At 59.4% G+C, this 20370-nt stretch carries 16 protein-coding genes; 7 read left to right on the forward strand and 9 right to left on the reverse strand.

Annotated elements, in window-relative coordinates:
* Nucleotides 1–2 precede the first annotated feature (2 nt).
* The 6 genes from Q0931_RS02885 to Q0931_RS02910 all read right to left on the reverse strand — a co-directional run bounded on the left by Q0931_RS02885 (nt 3) and on the right by Q0931_RS02910 (nt 5623).
* Nucleotides 3–1202 (reverse strand): cupin domain-containing protein, encoded by a 1200-nt coding sequence (locus Q0931_RS02885; RefSeq protein ID WP_299257077.1) that lies wholly within the window; start codon nt 1200–1202, stop codon nt 3–5.
* A 27-nt stretch (nt 1203–1229) separates the two neighbouring features.
* Entirely contained in the window at nt 1230–2606 is a 1377-nt protein-coding gene (gene purB / locus Q0931_RS02890; protein WP_299257079.1) for an adenylosuccinate lyase, read from the reverse strand.
* Between the two features lie 73 nt (nt 2607–2679).
* Nucleotides 2680–3291 carry a high frequency lysogenization protein HflD gene (gene hflD / locus Q0931_RS02895; protein WP_299257081.1) on the reverse strand — a complete coding sequence of 204 codons (612 nt, stop codon included), beginning with the start codon at nt 3289–3291 and terminating at the stop codon, nt 2680–2682.
* Nucleotides 3288–4430 carry a tRNA 2-thiouridine(34) synthase MnmA gene (gene mnmA / locus Q0931_RS02900; protein ID WP_299257082.1) on the reverse strand — a complete coding sequence of 381 codons (1143 nt, stop codon included), beginning with the start codon at nt 4428–4430 and terminating at the stop codon, nt 3288–3290. The genes hflD and mnmA overlap by 4 nt, the downstream gene beginning before the upstream one ends.
* Nucleotides 4431–4535: 105 nt before the next feature.
* Entirely contained in the window at nt 4536–5018 is a 483-nt protein-coding gene (locus tag Q0931_RS02905) for an NUDIX domain-containing protein (RefSeq protein WP_299257083.1), read from the reverse strand.
* Nucleotides 5015–5623 (reverse strand): pseudouridine synthase, encoded by a 609-nt coding sequence (locus tag Q0931_RS02910; protein ID WP_299257085.1) that lies wholly within the window; start codon nt 5621–5623, stop codon nt 5015–5017. The genes Q0931_RS02905 and Q0931_RS02910 overlap by 4 nt, the downstream gene beginning before the upstream one ends.
* A gap of 111 nt (nt 5624–5734) precedes the next feature.
* Between Q0931_RS02910 and icd the strand changes: the two genes are divergently transcribed.
* The 3 genes from icd to clpA all read left to right on the forward strand — a co-directional run bounded on the left by icd (nt 5735) and on the right by clpA (nt 9958).
* A complete protein-coding gene (gene icd, locus Q0931_RS02915; RefSeq protein WP_299257087.1) occupies nt 5735–6997 on the forward strand; it encodes an NADP-dependent isocitrate dehydrogenase in 1263 nt (420 codons plus the stop codon).
* 258 nt (nt 6998–7255) lie between these two features.
* Nucleotides 7256–7651, forward strand: a complete 396-nt coding sequence (gene clpS, locus Q0931_RS02920; RefSeq protein ID WP_299257089.1) for an ATP-dependent Clp protease adapter ClpS — start codon at nt 7256–7258, stop codon at nt 7649–7651.
* 30 nt (nt 7652–7681) lie between these two features.
* Nucleotides 7682–9958, forward strand: a complete 2277-nt coding sequence (gene clpA / locus Q0931_RS02925) for an ATP-dependent Clp protease ATP-binding subunit ClpA (protein WP_299257091.1) — start codon at nt 7682–7684, stop codon at nt 9956–9958.
* Between the two features lie 190 nt (nt 9959–10148).
* On the opposite strand, the gene infA is transcribed toward clpA, so the two are convergent.
* From infA to aat, 3 genes are all read right to left on the reverse strand, one after another.
* Nucleotides 10149–10367: a translation initiation factor IF-1 gene (gene infA, locus Q0931_RS02930; protein WP_007111068.1), complete on the reverse strand. Its 219-nt coding sequence runs from the start codon at nt 10365–10367 to the stop codon at nt 10149–10151.
* A 153-nt stretch (nt 10368–10520) separates the two neighbouring features.
* The gene (locus tag Q0931_RS02935; protein ID WP_366941561.1) at nt 10521–11285 is read right to left on the reverse strand and encodes an arginyltransferase; all 765 of its coding nucleotides are present in this window, start codon (nt 11283–11285) and stop codon (nt 10521–10523) included.
* Between the two features lie 46 nt (nt 11286–11331).
* On the reverse strand, nt 11332–12021 hold the full coding sequence (gene aat / locus Q0931_RS02940; RefSeq protein ID WP_299257095.1) for a leucyl/phenylalanyl-tRNA--protein transferase: 690 nt from the start codon (nt 12019–12021) through the stop codon (nt 11332–11334).
* Nucleotides 12022–12182: 161 nt separating this feature from the next.
* On the opposite strand from aat, the gene Q0931_RS02945 reads away from it, so the two are divergent.
* The 4 genes from Q0931_RS02945 to Q0931_RS02960 all read left to right on the forward strand — a co-directional run bounded on the left by Q0931_RS02945 (nt 12183) and on the right by Q0931_RS02960 (nt 20217).
* Nucleotides 12183–14126, forward strand: coding sequence for a Cache 3/Cache 2 fusion domain-containing protein (locus Q0931_RS02945; protein ID WP_299257097.1), 1944 nt, complete (start codon nt 12183–12185; stop codon nt 14124–14126).
* 184 nt (nt 14127–14310) lie between these two features.
* Entirely contained in the window at nt 14311–18009 is a 3699-nt protein-coding gene (locus Q0931_RS02950) for a DNA translocase FtsK (protein WP_299257099.1), read from the forward strand.
* A 138-nt stretch (nt 18010–18147) separates the two neighbouring features.
* Nucleotides 18148–18810, forward strand: coding sequence for an outer membrane lipoprotein chaperone LolA (gene lolA, locus Q0931_RS02955; protein WP_299257100.1), 663 nt, complete (start codon nt 18148–18150; stop codon nt 18808–18810).
* Nucleotides 18811–18867: 57 nt separating this feature from the next.
* A complete protein-coding gene (locus Q0931_RS02960; protein ID WP_299257102.1) occupies nt 18868–20217 on the forward strand; it encodes a replication-associated recombination protein A in 1350 nt (449 codons plus the stop codon).
* Nucleotides 20218–20370: the final 153 nt, after the last annotated feature.

Below are 20370 nucleotides of genomic sequence, written 5' to 3' on the forward strand. Positions count from 1 at the left end.
GGTCAGTCGTCCGTGATGTCGTTGTCATCATCAAGGTCATCGTCTTCTTCCACCCAGCGCAGACTGCCGCGATTGATCAGCGTGGCGAGCAGGGCGCCGGCGCCTTCCAGCGCCAGGATTTCCTGATCGATGATCCGGGTACTGGAGAGCCGCTTTGCCAGTGCGGTACTGCAGGAGTAGCCGTCACCATCCATAAAGAGCGTGGCCTGTTTGCCCTCTGGATGCCAGGCCAGACGCGAGCCGGGCGCCGGTTCCAGTAGATCGCCTTCTTCAAGCGCGCTACGCAGCGTTTCTTCGCTGGCCGGTGTCATGGGCGGCATCAGCTGGTCGGGGTATTTTACCTGCGTCATGGTGCGCCCGAACCACTGTGCCATCTGTTCGGGATTGTCCAGAGCAGCGAGCATCTGCTGGCGGACGCGGGCCAGTGTGACATCATCGATCAGGGCGCTGTCACCCGACGCTTCCAGATCCGGGTCGTGATAGCGCGATGATTCTTCAAGCTGTTCTCCGAGGTAATCCGCCCAGGAGGTCACCATTTCATCCATGGAAGGCGCACGAAAGCCGACCGAAAAGGTCATGCAGTCTTCACTCTGGCTGACGCCATGGTGCGCTACCCGCGGCGGCAGATACAGCATGTCGCCGGGCTCGAGCACCCAGTCCTGATCGTTGGAGACCTGAAAGTCGGCAAGAATGCGCAGGTCAATGCCATCAATGATGGACGCATCCTCGGGCATGACATCCCCCAGCTGCCAGCGGCGCTGGCCACTGGCCTGCAGGAGAAACACATCGTAATTGTCGACGTGAGCGCCGACATTGCCGCCCGGTGGGGCGAAGCTGACCATGATGTCATCCAGGCGCCAGCGCGGAATGAAGGTGAAGTGTTCCAGCAGCTCGGCCACATCCGGAACGTAGTGATCGACGGCCTGGACCAGCAGCGACCAGTCCTTGCGGCCAAGGCGGGCAAAGGTCTCGTCATCGAACGGGCCGTGAGAGACCTGCCAGGCCTTGTCCGGACCTTCCAGTTCGACCAGACGTGCCTCGACATTCTCTTCACAGGCCAGCCCTGCCAGCTCATCGGGCTCCAGCGGCGACTGAAAATCCGGGAAGGCGCCCCGAATCAGCAGCGGTTTTTTCTGCCAGTAGTCACGCAGGAAGGTTTCGGCCGACATGCCCCCCAGCGGGAGGCGCGTATGTTCTGTCATGATGGATTCCTGCCCTCGGGCGCGCTTTCAGGTGCGTGTGATGTCGTGTGCCTGCTCGGCGGCGTTACCGGTATAGCTCGCCGGTGTCATGGCCTTGAGCCTCGTCTTGACGTCTTCCGGCAATGCCAGGGTGTCGATAAATTCGGCGAAGCCTTGCTGGTCGATCTGGCGTCCACGAGTCAGGGCCTTGAGCTTTTCGTAGGGCTTTTCGATGCCATAACGGCGCATCACGGTCTGCACCGGCTCTGCCAGCACTTCCCAGCTCTGATCAAGATCGCCGTTCAGTCGTGCCGGATTGCTTTCCAGCTTGCTGATGCCCTTGAGCGTGGCCTGATAGGCGATCAGGCCATGGGCCAGGCCCACGCCCAGGTTGCGCAGGACGGTCGAATCGGTCAGGTCGCGCTGCCAGCGGGAAATCGGCAGCTTCTGGGCCAGATGCCCCAGAATGGCATTGGCCAGCCCCAGGTTGCCTTCGGAGTTTTCAAAGTCGATCGGGTTGACCTTGTGCGGCATGGTCGAGGAGCCGATTTCCCCTTCCACGGTGCGCTGCTTGAAATAGCCCAGCGAAATGTAGCCCCAGACATCACGGTCAAAGTCGATCAGGATCGTGTTGAAGCGACAGACGCTGTCAAAGAACTCGGCAATGTAGTCATGCGGCTCGATCTGGGTGGTATAGGGGTTGAAGCTCAAGCCCAGACGCTCGATGAACACGCGCGCGTTCTCTGCCCAGTCAATTTCGGGATAGGCGGCCAGGTGCGCGTTATAGTTGCCGACTGCGCCGTTGATCTTGCCCAGCATCTCGATGGACTCGATCTGTTTGAGCTGGCGGCGCAGGCGATACACCACGTTGGCCATCTCCTTGCCCAGTGTGGTGGGGCTGGCGGTCTGGCCATGGGTGCGGGACAGCATGGGCTGCTCGGCATGGGCCTGTGACAGCGTCGTGACGGCCTCGACGATCTCGCGCATGGCGGGCAACAATACGTTATCGAGACCGGCGCGCAGCATCAGGGCGTGAGACAGATTATTGATGTCTTCACTGGTGCAGGCAAAGTGCACAAACTCACTGATGGCTTCCAGTTCTGCATGGCCTTCAAACGCTTCCTTGAGGAAGTATTCAATGGCCTTGACGTCATGATTGGTGGTGCGCTCGATGGTCTTGACCCGCTCGGCCTGCTCAACGGAAAAATCGTTGATCAGCTGATCCAGAAACTGTCGCGCCGCACTCGACAGCGGCGGGACTTCCTCGATCTGCTCGTGTTCGGCCAGACGTTCCAGCCAGCGCACCTCGACAATGACACGTGCGCGAATAAGGCCGTATTCACTGAAGTGTTCACGCAGGGCCATTGTCTTGCTGCCATAGCGGCCGTCGACAGGAGAAAGAGCGGTCAGTGCAGAAAGTTCCATCGTGATTCCCGGGTCTGTGCCCAATCGTTGTGAAATTAAAGGACAGCCCGGCGAGGCACTGCCCGAAAAGCCGTTACTCGTCGAGTGACTTCAGCGCGCGTCGGATGCCGCTGCGACCGGCCACCAGTTTCCAGCGCCGCCCACCCTGTTGATGCCAGAGCAGGGCAAAGCGCACACCGGACAGCAGTATCGCTCGAACCCGTTCGGGCATCTGCCGGCTCTGCAGCAGGGAGGGATCACCCTGTACCACGATGCGGTAGCGAAAGGTGGACAGGGTGTCCTGATAGATTTCGCCAAGGCTTGCAATCACGTTCTCATGCAGCTCACCGAAATGTTCGGCCTGCGCCTGAACCCTGCCCAGGCGCTGGCCCAGCGTATTCATCATCTCGGTGTTCTTGCGCAGGCGATGCATGAGCAGGATCAGCGAAAAGCCGTAACGCATGACATTGGGAGAGACCTGCTGACGCGTCAGCACCCCATCCAGCGTCTCAATCCCCGGACGCAGGTTATTGATCTGGCCGCCGTAGATGTCCTCGAACGACGCGGGGTCGGTATCCAGCGTGGCCTTGATCAGCGTCGACCATGCACGCTCGTTGGTATGACCTGTGCGCGCAAGCTCATCGACCACACTCGCGGCCTGAAAAACGCCGGCCAGCGCCAGTGCCTGACGCGCCTCACTGTTCATGCTGCACTCTCCAGCGCCTGGCGATACGTCGTGGCAATCACCGCGCCGCCCAGACAGACATGGCCGTCATAAATGACCGCGGACTGCCCCGGGGTGACGGCGCGCTGCGGCTCATCAAAGATCAGGGTGACACTTTGATCTTCGTTGACAATGACCCGGCAGGGCTGGTCGCTCTGGCGATAGCGGATCTTGGCACTGGCGCGAAAGTCACGCTCGGCCGGTGGCTCACCGATCCAGTGCATGGCTTCGGTGGTCAGCGACTGTCGATAAAGCAGGTCGTGATGCTTGCCCTGTACCGCAATCAGCACATTGCGTTCCAGGTCCTTGTCCGCCACATACCAGGGCGCTTCAGGATAGCCGTTGATGCCGCCGATCCCCAAGCCCTGACGCTGCCCCAGGGTGTAATACATCAACCCCATGTGCTCGCCGATCTCTTCACCTTCGGGCGTCTGAATACGACCGGACTGCGCCGGCAGATACTGACGCAAAAAATCGGCAAAGCGGCGCTCGCCGATAAAGCAGATGCCGGTGGAATCCTTCTTGCGCGCCGTGGCCAGACCATGCTGCTCGGCCAGCGCCCGAACCTCGGACTTTTCCATCTCACCGATCGGGAACAGGGTGCGGCTCAGGGCCTGCTCGCTGACAGCATGAAGGAAGTAGCTCTGATCCTTGTTGCCATCAAGGCCCTTGCACAGCAGGGTGCGCCCGCCGTGATCCTCGCGGCGGACATAGTGGCCGGTCGCGATCAGTTCGGCGCCCAGCATTTCTGCGTAGTCGAGAAAGACCTTGAACTTGATTTCGCGATTGCAAAGGATGTCCGGATTGGGCGTTCGACCGGCGCGATACTCTTCAAGGAAATGCTCGAAAACGTTGTCCCAGTATTCAGCGGCAAAGTTGGCCGTGTGCAGGCGGATGCCCAGCCGATCACAAACGGCCTGGGCATCGGCCAGATCGGCCTTTGCGGTGCAGTATTCGGTGCCGTCGTCTTCATCCCAGTTCTTCATGAAAAGACCTTCCACGTGGTAGCCCTGCTCAAGCAGCAAAAGCGCCGTTACGGAAGAGTCCACACCGCCGGACATGCCGACGATGACCCTGGAAGGGGTTGCGGAAGAGGCTGTGTTGTTGACAGGAGGAGTCATGGCGTACCCGTCGTCAGAAATCATTTGGCCGACATTATACGCCAGCCGCCCCCTGCCTTGACAGGCGGGAACCAATGATCCTGACACTGCAGCCATGCTGGAGGCTCATGACGTCGTATCAGGGTGGTCAAGATCGCGGATCAGGGTCAGCGGATAGGCGTGTCCCGCAAGCGTATCCTGAATGCGTTGTGCTACCAGGGGGCTTCTAAGCCGGCCGGCCTGTTCCAGCGCCCTGATCTGCGCAGTGTCGTACCAGTCAGCCCCGGTGATGCCTTCATCGAGCGTCTCGCTGACGCGTCCTGTTGGGCGCGCCAGAAAGGTATGGCTGTGATAGACCACGCCGTTGGGGGCTGTGTTGATGTAAAGGCCCAGGTAGCCTTCCAGCGTCATTTCCCAGCCACTCTCTTCGAGCGTTTCCCGATGTGCGGCCTCGATCAGCGATTCTCCGGCTTCCAGATGGCCGGCCGGCTGGTTGAAGACCGTGGCTGTGGCGACCGGGTTGAGGCGATCGCGCTCTTCGACCAGCAAAAATCGGTCGCCGTCCATCACGACGGCGGCCACCGTCACGTGAGGTAAAAATCGGGTCATCGTGGTTTCCTGCGCGGCCTTTCGCGTGACGGGCGAGTATTTTTCGATTGGGGCGCACGCGGCATGTGAATGGTTTCCCGCCGCCATTCACCGGGCGAGAGCGAGCCCAGCGTCCATTGCCCGATGGCGGTTCGGATCAGTCTTAAGGTGGGGTGGCCCACGTGGGCGGTCATTCGACGCACCTGGCGATTGCGCCCTTCAGTGATCGATATCTCGAGCCATGTGTCAACAATGTTGGCACGCCGGCGTACCGGTGGCGTTCGTTCGGGGACTTGTGGTGAGGCTACTCGCCGGACTCTGGCTGGTCGCGTCAGGCCGTCCTTGAGGGTAATTCCCTTTGAAAGCGCCGTCAGGGCATTGTCATCAGGCTGACCTTCTACCAGCACAAGATAGGTCTTGGGCTGCTTGTGATCAGGATGCGTAATCCGATGAGCCAACATGCCGTCATCGGTGAGCAGCAGCAGTCCTTCACTATCATAATCCAGCCGGCCGGCCGGGTAGATGTCCGGGATATCGAGCCATTGGGCCAGCGTGTCACGACCCTGTGAGTCCGTGAACTGGGTAAGCACCTGAAAGGGCTTGTGAAAGAGATAAAGTAAGCTCATAAGCACGACTTGATTGTCGACAACCTCTACGCAGTGACAGGCCCTTGATGCTACATTAGGGCTCTCATTTCAGGACAGTACCTTTCGTCCTTATTACGTCGGAGTCTTCTCATGTCCAGCGGCAACATCATCATTCCCGACAGTGGCCAGATGATTACGGTCAACGACGATCTTGCGCTGTCGGTCCCGGAGCGGCCGATTATCCCCTTTATTGAGGGTGACGGGATCGGGGCAGACATTACACCGGCCATGCAGAGGGTGGTCGATGCCGCCGTGGCGAAAGCCTATGACGGGCGTCGCGAAATCCAGTGGATGGAAGTGTATGCCGGTGAGAAGGCAACGCGTGTCTATGGTGAGGACACCTGGCTGCCGCAGGAGACCCTTGATGCCGTCAGGGATTATGTGGTCTCCATCAAGGGGCCGCTGACCACGCCGGTCGGGGGCGGCATGCGTTCGCTGAACGTGACGCTTCGCCAGGCGCTGGACCTTTATGTCTGTGAGCGCCCGGTACGCTGGTTCAAGGGCGTGCCCAGTCCGGTACGTCAGCCCCAGAATGTCGACATGGTCATCTTCAGGGAAAACGCAGAAGACATTTATGCCGGTATCGAATGGCAGGCCGGGACCCCGGAAAACCAAAAGCTGATCCGATTTCTCCAGGAAGAGATGCAGGTCGACAACATTCGCTTTACCGAGCAGTGCGGGATCGGCATCAAGCCGGTCTCGGAAGAGGGCAGCAAGCGGCTGGTCCGAAAGGCGCTTCATTACGCCATTGATAATGCTCGGGCATCAGTAACACTGGTGCATAAGGGCAATATCATGAAGTTCACCGAAGGGGCCTTCAAGCAGTGGGGCTATGAGGTAGCTCGTGATGAATTCGGTGCGCAGCCGCTGGACGGCGGACCCTGGCTTTCCATGGAAAACCCGCGCGATGGCAGTACCATCATTATCAAGGATGTCATCGCTGATGCCATGCTGCAGGAAGTCCTGATTCACCCCGAGCAGTTCGATGTCATCGCCACGCTCAATCTCAACGGTGACTTTCTGTCCGATGCGCTGGCCGCCCAGGTCGGTGGCATCGGGATTGCGCCCGGCGCCAACCGCGGCGATGCCGTGGCCATGTTCGAGGCCACCCATGGAACTGCGCCGAAACTGGCTGGCCAAAACAGTGCCAACCCTGGATCACTGATCCTCTCGGCGGAAATGATGCTGCGCTATCTCGGCTGGAATGAGGCAGCTGCACTGATCGTCAGTGCCATGGAAGCCACGATCCAGCGTGGTGAGGTGACCGGTGACTTCCATCAGGTCATGTCAGAGGCGACGCTGCTAAGTACCTCGGACTTTGCTGACGCCGTGGTGCGCAGCATGTCGGCCTGAAAAGCCTTCCAACAGGACGTCCAGTGTCATGCAGGGCTGTGATCAAGCGGGATGACAGCCTGCATGACATGATGGATAACGCTCGACTCCCGTGTCACCGTGATGGCATGAGATACTGTTTTTATCGCCGCACGCTTGCATCGGCGGCAGGGCAGCACCATCTTTAAGGGGAACACTGAGGCTTGTTAGCGCTCAAACTGTTAGCTCGATGAGTGCATTCAATCATCTTTCCGCTTGTTTTCATCGATCCGGGCACATATGTTCAAGATAGATAGTGAAGCACTTCACTACGATTTTCGTAATACGGTTACTCATGCAGGCATGACACCTCCCGATTCCGATCCTGATCATCAGGAGCAGGGCGATGTGGCCGAGCAGACGAGCGATCCAGAGCTTGAAGAACCGCCACTTTACAAGGTGGTGCTTCACAATGACGACTACACGCCCATGGAGTTTGTCGTCGAAGTACTTCAAACCTTTTTTGCCATGGATCACGAGAAGGCGGTACAGATCATGCTGGCCGTTCATACTCAGGGTAAGGCGACCTGTGGCATCTATACCCGTGATATCGCGGAAACCAGGAGCCAGCAGGTCAATCAATACGCTCGAGAATGCCAGCATCCACTGCTGTGCGATATCGACCGGGCAGACTGAGCTGTCTGCAGCGGCCAAGAGGGGACTGCCATGTTGAGCAAAGAACTTGAATTGACCCTGAACACCGCATTTACCGTGGCGCGTTCAAAACGCCATGAGTTCATGACTGTGGAGCATCTTCTGCTGGCGTTGCTGGATAATGCCTCGGCAGCAGACGTTCTGCGTGCCTGCGGGGCAAATCTTGACAAGCTTCGCACCGATTTGCAGGATTTTATCAATACCACCACGCCACTGATCCCCGAAGATCAGGATGACCGTGAAACCCAGCCAACCCTGGGCTTTCAGCGTGTGCTTCAGCGCGCGGTCTTTCACGTTCAGTCTTCCGGCAAGTCGGAAGTCACTGGCGCCAATGTGCTCGTCGCCATTTTCTCCGAGCAGGAAAGCCAGGCGGTCTATTTCCTCAAACAGCAGAACGTGGCGCGTGTTGACGCGGTCAACTACATCGCCCACGGCATTGCCAAGGTGGCCGGGCACAATCAACAGCAGGGCCAGCATAACAGCGGTGGAGAATCGGAGGATGGTGATGAGGCATCGGGTGATGCCAGCTCACATCCGCTGACCGGCTATGCGACCAACCTGAACGAGCAGGCACGCATCGGCCGTATCGACCCGCTTGTTGGTCGTGATCAGGAGCTGGAACGTGTGGTACAGATTCTCGCGCGTCGGCGCAAGAACAACCCGCTGCTGGTGGGCGAGGCCGGTGTCGGCAAGACCGCCATTGCCGAGGGGCTTGCCAAGCGCATCGTGGAAGAAGATGTCCCGGATGTCATCAGTGACGCCGTTGTATATTCGCTCGATATGGGCGCCCTGTTGGCAGGGACCAAGTATCGGGGCGATTTTGAAAAGCGCCTGAAGGGGCTTCTCGCCGAGCTCAAGAAAGAGCCCAACTCGATCCTGTTCATCGATGAAATTCATACCATCATCGGCGCCGGTGCTGCGTCCGGTGGCGTCATGGACGCTTCCAACCTGCTCAAACCCATGCTGTCCTCGGGTGAGCTGCGCTGTATCGGGTCGACAACCTTCCAGGAATTCCGTGGCATCTTTGAAAAGGATCGGGCGCTGGCCCGTCGTTTCCAGAAGGTGGATGTACTGGAACCGACGGTCGATGATGCCATCCGTATCCTGAAAGGGCTGCGCGGTCGCTTCGAAGAGCACCATCAGCTCAAGTATACCGATGCGGCCATGGAAGCCGCCGTGCGGCTGGCATCACGCTACATCAATGACCGCTATCTCCCCGACAAGGCGATCGATGTCATTGATGAAGCCGGCGCGCATCAGCGCCTGTTGCCGGTCGAGGCTCGTCTCTCGCAGATCGACGTTGAGCAAATTGAGTCGATCGTTGCTTCTATCGCCCGCATTCCGCCCAAGAGTGTCTCCAGCTCGGACCGCAAGCTGCTGGCTGATCTGGATCGCAATCTCAAGATGCTGGTCTTCGGCCAGGATGAGGCCATCGACAGCCTGTCATCGGCCATCAAGCTGTCACGTGCCGGGCTCGGTTCACCCGACAAGCCTGTGGGCAATTTCCTGTTTGCCGGCCCGACCGGGGTGGGCAAGACCGAGGTGGCCCGACAGCTGGCCCAGATCATGGGCATCGAGCTGGTCCGCTTTGACATGTCCGAATACATGGAGCGTCACACCGTATCGCGGCTGATCGGTGCGCCTCCGGGCTATGTCGGCTATGACCAGGGAGGCCTTCTGACCGAGGCGGTCACCAAGAACCCGCACTGCGTGCTGCTGCTCGACGAGATTGAAAAGGCGCATCCGGATGTCTTCAACCTGCTGTTGCAGGTGATGGATCACGGCAAGCTGACCGATAACAACGGTCGCGAAGCGGATTTCCGCAACGTGATTCTGGTCATGACGTCCAATGCCGGGGCAGAGCTGGCCTCACGTCGCTCCATTGGCTTTCAGACTCAGGACCACTCCACCGACGCCATGGAAACCATTCGTCGTACGTTCACGCCCGAGTTCCGTAACCGACTGGACAGCATCATTCAGTTCCGTCATCTGGACATGGACATCGTGCGTAGTGTCGTTGACAAGTTCCTGGTGGAGCTGCAGGCGCAGCTGGACGAAAAGCGTGTCCAGCTTGACGTTGACGAGGATGCTCGTGGCTGGCTCGCCGAGCATGGCTATGATCCGCAGATGGGGGCGCGTCCCATGGCACGCCTGATTCAGGAGAAACTCAAGAAGCCTCTGGCCGAGATGATCCTGTTCGGCGATCTGGCGGACCATGGTGGCACGGTGCATGTCACACTGGAGGATGGAGAGCTTCAGCTGTCAGCGGCTGCCGAACAGGTCGCCTGATCGGCATGCCATGCCAGTCGTTACTGACGCCCTGTCTTCGGACGGGGCGTTTTTTCAGGCGCGAAATGGATGGCGGTTCAAGGGCTATCCATTGGATAACAGACTGTTAGTCGGCCTGAAACAGCCAGGGCGTCATGAAATGCCGAGAGACGCAAGGAGGGGGCGTGCAAAATAAGGACGCATGGCGTCCTTAGCGGGAGCGATAAACGATGCGGCCCTTGGACAGGTCGTAAGGCGTCAGTTCTACCTTGACCTTGTCGCCGGTCAGGATACGGATGTAGTTCTTGCGCATCTTGCCGGAAATATGCGCGGTCACGACGTGGCCGTTTTCAAGCTCGACGCGAAACATGGTGTTGGGAAGCGTATCGACAATCACGCCTTCCATTTCAATATGATCTTCTCTTGCCATATGATGTAGTCCCCGATAATCGTAATATGAGCACGCCATCTGAGCAGTCTTGCTGACCCAATGATCAAGCAAGGCGAATGATGGCGGACTGAACGTGCGATATTTTGCCTGATACCTGCCTGAAGCGCAAAGCCGCTGGACGTTCCCGGCACGTTAATGATGCGTCTGGGTCACCGGAATGCCTCGGCGCCAGCGATGCCCCTGCAGATACTCCAGCGGTTTGAAGCGCTGCTTGTAATCCATTTTCTGACTCTTGTGGATCCAGTAACCGAGATAAACGTGCTCGAGTCCCAGCGCCTGCGCGCGACGGATCTGCCAGATGACGGCCCAGCTCCCCAGGGATCTCGATCGAAAGACGTTATCGGGTTCAAAGAAGGTGTAGATAGCGGAAAGCCCGTGGGTCAGAAAGTCCACGGCAGCCACGGCCAGAAGACGGCCCTCCTGGCGAAACTCGACCAGGCGTGAAAAATCGTGCGCGGTGCTTAAAAAGGCCCGGTACTGCTCAATGGCCGGAGGATACATCTCACCATCGCTGTGGCGTGTCCTGATGTAGCGCTCGTAAAGCGCATAGTGCTCTTCATCAAACAGAGCCGGTCGTTCAATGACCGTCAGGTCCTGATTGTTGCGCTCGGTACGCTTGAGAGAACGATCGGGCGCGAAATCGTTGACGGGCACGCGTACGGACACACAGGCATTGCACTCCTGACAATGCGGGCGATAGAGATGCGCGCCACTGCGTCTGAAGCCCATCAGAGTCAGTGCACTGTACATGTCATGGTCCACAGGCGTATGCGGGTCCATGAACAGCGTTGTGGCCTCATGAGATCCCAGATAACTGCAATCATGTGGCTTGGTCAGGAAAAACCGTAAATCCTGAAGGGGTGAATGCATGCTTGAGTTGTTCAACGGGGGCAACATCCAAAAGGGCGAGTCATGGCTTGTGACATGAATGGTTTGATGATGTTTATCGGCGTGGTATCACGGTTTCTTGAAAGTCAGCAGGTATATAGCGCTTGAGCAGGGCATTGAACTGATCACGCGATATATCACAAGCTCCCATGCTGGCCAGATGCGATGTATGCATCTGACAGTCCACCAGTGCCAGATCGTGATGCCTGGACAACCACTCTACCAATCGAACCAGTGCAATCTTGGAGCTGTCGGGGCGTATGGAGAACATTGATTCGCCGAAAAACACTCGTCCCAGCATGATGCCGTAAAGGCCTCCTACCAGCATGTCACCTTCCCATACTTCAACACTATGTCCATGGCCCAGCTGATGCATGGTCACATAGGCGTTGATAATGTCGGACGAAATCCATGTGCCTTCCTGAGCCTGTCGCTGAGCAGCGCACTGGGTGATCACGGCCTCGAAAGCCTGATCAAACGTCGCTGTCATGCCCGAATTGCGAAGCCGTTTGGCCAGGCTGCGGCGCACGCGAAGCGACTCCGGGAACAGCACCATCCTGGGGTCGGGTGACCACCAGAGTATGGGATCGTCCTCATTGAACCACGGGAAAATACCGCGTTGATAGGCTGCTAGAAGCCACTCCGGGGTGAGATCGCCACCCGCTGCCAGCAGGCCATTGGGTGTTTCAAGCGCGTTTTCCAATGGCGGAAAATCAACGGGCCATGGGGCCAGCCATTCAATCATGGCCGCACCCTGATGTTGTACAGCCTGACCCTTCATTTCCGGATGCCCGGTAAAACATTCAAGACCTCTTAAGTTTTGCCTGCCATGGCCGACATTGATTTTCAGGAAGGTTTGCCAGGTACTGGCCGCCAGAAAAAACGACACATTACCGGATATCTACCATGGGAAACTATTTTCGGCGGATGAGCATTGGTTCGCGTCTGGCGCTGATCATCGGTCTGGTGGCCATTACTGCATTTGTTGCCCTGAGCTGGGGGCTGTCGGCATCAAGCGCCCGGGCGCTTCGCGAGCAGGCAACGAACAGCATGCAACAGCAGACGCAGCAGTTCACCGATTCGGTCGCGCTTTTCGATGAAAGTCTACAGCAGCAGAGCGCGCGTTTTTTAAAGCTGTTTCAGACCGAGGGTCTGGTCCCGCCCTTTGCGCTGGATACCAACCAGACCATGGAGATTAATGCTCGTCAGACGCCGTTGCTGATGGATCAGCGCGGTGCGCTGAATATGGATACTCAGCGAGTGGACAACTTTACGCAGCGTACCGGAACACCGGTGACCATTTTTGCCCGTACCGGTGACGACTTTGTCCGTATCAATACGTCGCTCAAGGATGGTCAGGGCGAGCGCGCTGTGGGCACCCTGCTGGATCGCAACGGTGCAAGCTACCGCGCCCTGATGGAAGATCGTGTCTACTCTGGACTGGCCACGCTGTTTGGTACGCCTTATATCACTCGCTACGAGCCCATTCATGACGCTCAGGGGCGCGTTATCGGTGCAAGCTTCATCGGGGTGGATATTACGGCAGATCTGAAAAACTTTGAGGCTCGCGTCCGTTCACTGACTATTGGAAACAGCGGCTATTTCATGATCGTGGATGCCGATAATGGCAAGGTACTGGCTGGTGGCGAGAACGAAGGGGCTTCCCTGCGCGAGCTGGCCGATGTCGAGGGCAATCCTGCCTTTGCGCCCATTTTTGAGAGTCAGCGCGGGCTTTTCGAGTATCAGCTGCCCGATACCGAGCAAGCTCATCGTACGACCTATTTCATGCAGTATCCCGACTGGCACTGGGTCGTGACTGCCACAGCCGTCAACGCCGATATTGATGACCAAATTGCCGCGGCACGTAACCGGTTTTTGCTGATTGCGCTGGGGCTGGCACTGGCGGCGGCACTGGGGGTTTATTTCATGATGCGTCGCAGCCTGAGCAGCCCTCTGGCCCGTGTGCAGGGAATGGCCGGTCATCTGGCCAGCGGTGACCTCAGGCAACGTCTTGACAGCCATCGTCAGGATGAAATCGGCTCGCTGGTAGGGGCCATGAACGGGATCAGTGACGGTCTGCGCGATATCGTCAGCCGCGTTCGCCAGTCGGTGGAAAGTATCGGCCATGCCTCGGGTGAAATTGCCAGTGGCAATATGGATCTGTCACGTCGGACCGAAAGCCAGGCCGCAAGCCTTGAGCAAACGGCGGCCAGTATTGAAGAGCTCACGGCCACCGTGCGCCAGAACACAGAGCGTGCCCGTCAGGGCGACACCATGGCAGGAGAAGTGGTGGCCTCTGCCCGGGAAGGGCAGCAGCGCCTGGGTCGTGCCATGACCACGTTGAAAGACCTTGATGCCACCGCCTCGAAAATGTCCGACATTATCGCCACCATTGACGGTATCGCCTTTCAGACCAACCTGTTGGCCCTTAACGCCTCGGTCGAGGCGGCACGTGCTGGCGTGCACGGTCGCGGCTTTACCGTTGTAGCCGACGAGGTCCGGCGTCTGGCCGTTCGCTGCAGCGAGGCGTCCGCTGACATCGGTCAACTGATTCGACATACCATCGTGGAAGTAACAACCGGAAACGCCCATATCCAGCAAAGCGGTGAGCAGATCGAAGAGATCACCACGCGAATGGAAAGTCTGAGCGTCATTGTGACCGAGATCAGCCGCGCCAGCGAAGAACAGCTCGAAGGCATCGAGCAGGTCAGCAGTGCACTGGCGTCGCTGGATGAGACAACGCAGCACAATGCCGCTCTGGTCGAACAGTCGGCTGCTGCATCAGGGCATCTGGACGAGCAGGCTCGCAAGCTCAGCGAAGTCGTGAGAGTCTTTCATCTGCCCGCCTGATATTTCTCCAATTTCCCGGCTGCAATTGCCGGGTCTGTGCCGTACCATCATCTCCAGGTATGATACCTGCCTCTGGCAGGGTGTGACCCGATGTCATTACCCTGCCAATATGCCTTTATCAGGCCTTCGAATGCTTCATCAGAGTACAGCCATAACACTCGCATGAGTGCAGGGGGGATGGCCGTTGAGCGCCAGCAAGACCAGACAATCGCAGTCGCAGTCACAGGCCCGTCGCAGCAAAAGCGGCGCCAGCCCGCGAACAACGCGTAAAAGCGCCACCATGCAGCGCTCTCGACAGCGTGTGACCAAAGCCCGGGACAACGCCCGCCACTTCAGTGCCAGACTTCAGGGTGCCGCCAAGGAAGGGGTTGCCATCATCATGCTGGCGCTTTGCGCCTTCCTGCTGCTGGCCCTTTTCAGCTATATGCCGGCAGATCCCAGCTGGTCGCATAGCGGCCCGGATCAGGAGGTCACCAACTGGATGGGGCCTGTTGGTGCGTGGCTTTCCGACGTTCTCTATTCTCTCTTCGGTGCCAGCGCGCTCTGGGCACCCGGCATGCTGGGCCTTGGCGCCTGGCGTCTAATGCGCGCCAAAGAAGCCCATGTGGTCTGGGACCCCATGGCGCTGGCCGTGCGCGGTGGCGGGCTTTTGCTGGTTATGGTGGCGACCTGCAATGTAGGGGCGCTGCACTTTCACGATGCCAGCAATGATCTGCCCTATGGTTCGGGCGGCATTGTGGGAGAAGGCGTTTCAGCGGCGCTTGCATCACTGGTTGGCAAGCACGGCACCACGTTACTGTCGCTGGCAGCCTTCCTTTGCGGCATGCCACTGCTCACCGGCATGTCCTGGTTTTCCATCATTGACGAAGTGGGCAACGGCATCTGGCGTGGTGTGCGCTGGTGCGCCCGTCGTGTGGGCATGGCAGGTGCGAGCATTGGCAGCGCCGGCTCAAGGCTTCAGGAGCGTCGTCGTGAAATGGCGCAGGAGCGCCGTGAGGCGTATCTCGCTGCCCAGTCGGAAGATGAATTCGATTTTGGCCATGACGACGATGATGAGGCCGATACCGGCCTGCGCGCGGAGGCCGAGGACGCACGTCCCCGTCGCGAGCGCAGCAGCCTGTTGGCACGGCTGGTGCCCGGCCGCCGGCGGGAAGACCATGGCGACGAAGCGTTCCTTGATGATGCCAATGAGCCGGTAGGCTCAATGCGCCATCCGCACGAAAGTGAGGCCGACGAGACACGTGAGTCAGTATCCGGTATGCGCACAGGCGATGACGATATTCCCTGGGAGCGACCCTACGAGGCACCGTCTTCGGCGCGTGATACACGTCATGACGATCGCGTGCCTGTCGAGCCTGCTCTTTCCACGGCCGGGACAGAGCGCGCTCATGATGTGAGCGTTCGCGATGCCGATACGCCGGCGGCATCTGAGCGACAGGCTGCAGGCCTCGAGCGTCGTGAATCCCATGCTGGTGCAGATGTCGCAGCAGCGTCTGCGGCAGTCTCTGTCAGGGTAGCGTCACCGCAAACACCGCCAGTTGACGAGCCGCTGGTCCGACCGGCGGAAAATAGCGGGGATGTTTCCAGCGCCGCAGAAGAGGCTACTGCCAGTGAGGCGCGTGCAGACGATGTTCCGTCACCGGCGCAGCCTTCTCAAAAGCCGGTGGAAACATCACGGACTGCCGAAACATCCTCAAGCAATGTGACGCGTCGACGGATTCCTGAAGTCATTCCCGAGCCACGGTTGGCCGAAGATGATGAGGACAGCTTCGAGACACCGGCTGCGCCAGCGTTTGAGCGTGCCGAACCGGTACGCTCTGCACCGTCTTCCGATGCGCCGCGCGAGCATGACGTGCCTTCGTCGGCACCGGCTGCCTCCATGGCATCGACTCCGGACGATATCGGCCAGCCCGAGCGGGAGGAGCCTCTCCATGAGCGTACGACACCGCTGGTAGATGACCTTCAGGACAGCGATCGCCCGGTGTTGAGCTGGGAAGACGATGAACCCGAATTCTCGACGCCCTTGAGTGCGCGGGATGAGGCAGAGCCGCCCGGGCGTGCTCCCTCGGCCACCGCGCTGACGTTCGAGGAAGACGAGGAGATGTCGGGCGCGGTCCCGGAGGCACCTGTGCCTTCAACGCCCCCGTCAGCTCGGCCGCCCCATGAGGCGCCTGCCTCGACCGCCTCCCCGACGGCAGAAGAGCGGGCACAAGAGGCGCCGCCTGCCGAGCGCATCGACCCGGTGCCGACCGAGCGTGCTGAAACGCCAGCGCCGCGCCCTGAACCCGAGGTCGATCCGGAAGACAACAGCAGTCCTACCGTCTGGACCGTGCAGCAGATGCAGACCCAGCGTCCGGTGCACGAGTCCGACGGTGAGCCGCTGGGTAAACTGCCTTCTCTGTCGCTTCTGACGCCACCGTCGTCTCACGAGCCGACCTATACGCCCGAACAGCTTCAGGACATGGCAGAACTGCTGGAAGTGCGTCTGCGGGAGTATGGCGTCAAGGCCGAGGTGGTCGACACCTGGCCCGGACCTGTCATCACGCGTTTCGAAATCAAGCCGGCGCCTGGTGTGAAGGTCTCCAAGATCAGCAATCTGGCCAAGGATCTGGCGCGCTCGCTGATGGTCAAGAGCGTTCGCGTAGTCGAGATCATTCCCGGTCGTCCGACGGTGGGCATCGAGATTCCCAACCCCAACCGGGCCATGATCCGACTGCGGGAAGTCTTTGACTCCGATGTCTATCAGGATGCCCGTTCCCCGGTGACGGTTGCTCTGGGTCAGGATATTGGTGGCAATCCGGTGGTGGCCAATCTCAACAAGATGCCGCATCTGCTGGTAGCCGGTACCACCGGCTCGGGCAAGTCGGTCGGCGTCAACGCCATGCTGATCTCGATGCTTTTGAAGGCCACGCCCGATGAAGTGCGCATGATCATGGTGGATCCCAAGATGCTGGAGCTGTCGGTGTATGACGGCATTCCACATTTGCTGGCGCCGGTTGTTACCGACATGAAGGAGGCCGCCAATGCCCTGCGCTGGTGCGTGGCCGAAATGGAGCGTCGTTACAAGCTGATGGCGGCCATGGGGGTACGTAACCTCGCCGGTTTCAATGCGCGTATCGATGAGGCCTCCGAGGCCGGTGCCCAGATTGCCGATCCGCTATGGGAACCGCAGCCCTGGGAGATGCACGAACAGCCCCCGGTGCTCGAAAAGCTGCCCTATATCGTGGTGGTGATCGACGAGTTTGCCGACATGTTCATGATTGTGGGCAAAAAGGTTGAAGAGCTGATTGCCCGTATTGCCCAGAAGGCACGTGCGGCCGGCATTCATCTGATTCTGGCCACGCAGCGTCCGTCCGTGGATGTGGTGACCGGTCTGATCAAGGCCAACATTCCCACGCGCATGGCCTTCCAGGTCTCTTCGCGAATCGATTCGCGCACGATTCTGGATCAGGGCGGCGCCGAGCATCTTCTCGGCCACGGCGACATGCTGTATCTGCCGGCCGGGGCCGGCATCCCCATGCGTGTGCATGGTGCCTTTGTCGATGATGATGAGGTGCATCGCGTGGTCGATGACTGGAAGCGCCGCGGAGAACCCGAATACATCGATGAGATCCTCTCCGGTGGGGTGTCTGCCGATGCGCTGACAGGGCTTGAGGCCGAAGGCGAAGGCAGCGACGACCCGGAACAGGACGCGCTCTACGATGAGGCCGTGGCCTATGTGACCGAATCACGCCGGGCATCGATCTCCTCTGTCCAGCGTCGCTTCAAGATTGGCTACAATCGCGCCGCACGACTGGTCGAGGCGATGGAAATGGCCGGCGTGGTCTCTTCCATGGGCAGCAATGGTGCAAGAGAGGTGCTGGCGTCGCCGCCGGCACACTGATCGGAATTCGGGGCAATGCCCTGATATCGCTCGACAAGTCTTAAGTTTCAGCTGGGGCTTGTACCGAACCTGCCACCCGGTGGCAGGTCAAAGGGACACCACGGCATGCTCTCTGCCGACAAGGACAGGATGTTTTTGATGACAATGATGACCAGGAGTCGCAAGAGCCTGACCCGTACGCTGGGACTGGCCGGCGCAACGTTGATGGCGGCCTGCATGGCCCTGCCGGCACAGGCCGCGTCCGAAGATGCCGAGCGACTGACGTCACTGCTTGAACCGCTTAAAACCTACTCTGCCGATTTCAATCAGCAGGTCGCCAGCGGCGGTGGCAGTCTGCAAAATGCCAGCGGTCACATGTGGCTTTCGCGCCCCGGTCGCTTTAACTGGGAAGTTTCCGATCCCTATCGCCAGACCGTGGTCTCCGATGGGCAGAAGGTCTACCTCTATGATCCCGATCTCGAGCAGGTCAGCATTCGCCCGCTCGATCAGCGGGTGACTCATACGCCGGCGCTGTTGCTTTCCGGCCAGGCCAGTGAGCTGACCGAGAACTACAACGTGTCGCGACGCCAGCAGGGAACCACCGAGTTTTTTGCGCTCTCGCCGCGCTCCAACGATTCCCTGTTTGAATCCCTGGAGCTGGTGTTCAACAACGAGCGCCTTTCAGGGATCGATCTGACCGATGGCACCGGCCAGAGTACGGAAATCTCGTTTCGCAACATTGAGGTCAATCCTGACATCAGTGCCTCTCACTTTCAGTTCAAGATCCCCGACGGGGCGGATGTGATGCGCGAAGGTAACTGATAGCGACCGCGTAATCTGCCATGATGAAGGCATCATCTGCACAAGGGTGCCTTTCTCATGAGTGACCTGTTTGATCGTGACGCGCCGCCCGGACAACCGCTGGCGGCGCGTCTGCGTCCTGCCCGACTTGAAGACTATATCGGGCAGTCACACCTGCTGGGGCCGGATCGTCCGCTGACTCGGGCGCTGGCGCGCGATCAACTCTACTCGATGATCCTCTGGGGGCCACCTGGTGTCGGCAAGACCACCCTGGCTCGCCTGATTGCCGGCTATACCCGTTCGCATTTCGCCACGCTGTCGGCCGTCTCGGCGGGCGTCAAGGAGATCCGTGCCGCTGCCTTTGAAGCGCAGCAGCGCGGCCAGAGTGGTCAGCGCACACTCCTGTTTGTCGATGAGGTGCACCGCTTTAACAAGGCGCAGCAGGATGCCTTTCTGCCCTGGGTCGAAGAGGGCGTGTTCACCTTTGTCGGCGCCACCACCGAAAATCCTTCCTTTGAGCTCAATAACGCCCTGCTGTCACGGGCGCGCGTGCATGTGCTTAAACCGTTGAGCGTGGAAGAACTGCGTCAGGTGATCGACCGGGCACTGATCGAGCCGGCAGGGCTTGGCGAGGCCGGCATTGAAGCACCTGACAGCGTGCGCGACCTGCTGGCACAGGCCGCCGACGGCGACGCACGCCGGGCGCTCAACCTGCTGGAAATTGCCGCTGATATGGCCGAAGCCGGCGGGGATGGCAAGGCGCCCACCCTGTCTGAAGCAGTGATCGAGGAAGTGCTGGGTGAAAGCACGCGCCGGCTCGACCGCGGTGGCGATCTTTTTTACGACCAGATTTCGGCGCTGCACAAGTCGGTTCGCGGCAGCGCCCCGGATGCCGCACTCTATTGGTACTGTCGCATGCTCGATGGCGGGGCGGATCCGCTCTACATCGCCCGCCGCGTGGTGCGCATGGCAAGTGAAGAGGTTGGCAACGCAGACCCTCGTGCCCTGCGTCTGGCGCTCGATGGCTGGGAGGTTCAGGAGCGTCTGGGCAGCCCGGAAGGCGAGCTTGCCGTCGCCCAGGCCATTCTCTATCTCGCCAGTGCGCCAAAAAGCAATGCTGCCTATGTGGCCTACAATCAGGCTCGCGCGCATGTGGCCTCGACCTCCGGGCATGATGTGCCGGTGCATCTGCGCAATGCGCCAACGTCTCTGATGAAATCTCTGGGGCACGGACACGAATATCGCTATGCCCACGATGAACCGCACGCCTACGCCGCCGGTGAAACCTATTTTCCCGATCCGCTGGTCGGGACCCGCTACTATCTGCCGGTCGACCGCGGTCTCGAAAAGCGCATCGCCGAAAAGCTTGAATGGCTGGAGGGGCTTGATCGGGCTGCGACGCATCGACGCAGCCCTGAATCGTCATGAGAAAGGATGAGCAGGGCGGCCCTGTCATCTCATGCCCGCCATGCCGGGACTGCGGCTGCAATGGGCTCTGGCGCGCGTGCTCAGGCTGTGGCGGGTATTAATTTTAGTGAGCCCGGCATGCGACCAAAGTAAGTGGCGATCGACAGCGAAAAG

The sequence above is a fragment of the uncultured Kushneria sp. genome (assembly GCF_947497025.1).
Lineage (GTDB): Bacteria > Pseudomonadota > Gammaproteobacteria > Pseudomonadales > Halomonadaceae > Kushneria.

Coding starts and splice junctions, on each gene's coding strand:
- Q0931_RS02885 (WP_299257077.1), bottom strand. CDS start 1,202: ATGACAGAACATACGCGCCTCCCGCTGGGGGGCATGTCGGCCGAAACC.
- purB (WP_299257079.1), bottom strand. CDS start 2,606: ATGGAACTTTCTGCACTGACCGCTCTTTCTCCTGTCGACGGCCGCTAT.
- hflD (WP_299257081.1), bottom strand. CDS start 3,291: ATGAACAGTGAGGCGCGTCAGGCACTGGCGCTGGCCGGCGTTTTTCAG.
- mnmA (WP_299257082.1), bottom strand. CDS start 4,430: ATGACTCCTCCTGTCAACAACACAGCCTCTTCCGCAACCCCTTCCAGG.
- Q0931_RS02905 (WP_299257083.1), bottom strand. CDS start 5,018: ATGACCCGATTTTTACCTCACGTGACGGTGGCCGCCGTCGTGATGGAC.
- Q0931_RS02910 (WP_299257085.1), bottom strand. CDS start 5,623: ATGAGCTTACTTTATCTCTTTCACAAGCCCTTTCAGGTGCTTACCCAG.
- icd (WP_299257087.1), top strand. CDS start 5,735: ATGTCCAGCGGCAACATCATCATTCCCGACAGTGGCCAGATGATTACG.
- clpS (WP_299257089.1), top strand. CDS start 7,256: ATGTTCAAGATAGATAGTGAAGCACTTCACTACGATTTTCGTAATACG.
- clpA (WP_299257091.1), top strand. CDS start 7,682: ATGTTGAGCAAAGAACTTGAATTGACCCTGAACACCGCATTTACCGTG.
- infA (WP_007111068.1), bottom strand. CDS start 10,367: ATGGCAAGAGAAGATCATATTGAAATGGAAGGCGTGATTGTCGATACG.
- Q0931_RS02935 (WP_366941561.1), bottom strand. CDS start 11,285: ATGTTGCCCCCGTTGAACAACTCAAGCATGCATTCACCCCTTCAGGAT.
- aat (WP_299257095.1), bottom strand. CDS start 12,021: ATGATTGAATGGCTGGCCCCATGGCCCGTTGATTTTCCGCCATTGGAA.
- Q0931_RS02945 (WP_299257097.1), top strand. CDS start 12,183: ATGGGAAACTATTTTCGGCGGATGAGCATTGGTTCGCGTCTGGCGCTG.
- lolA (WP_299257100.1), top strand. CDS start 18,148: ATGACAATGATGACCAGGAGTCGCAAGAGCCTGACCCGTACGCTGGGA.
- Q0931_RS02960 (WP_299257102.1), top strand. CDS start 18,868: ATGAGTGACCTGTTTGATCGTGACGCGCCGCCCGGACAACCGCTGGCG.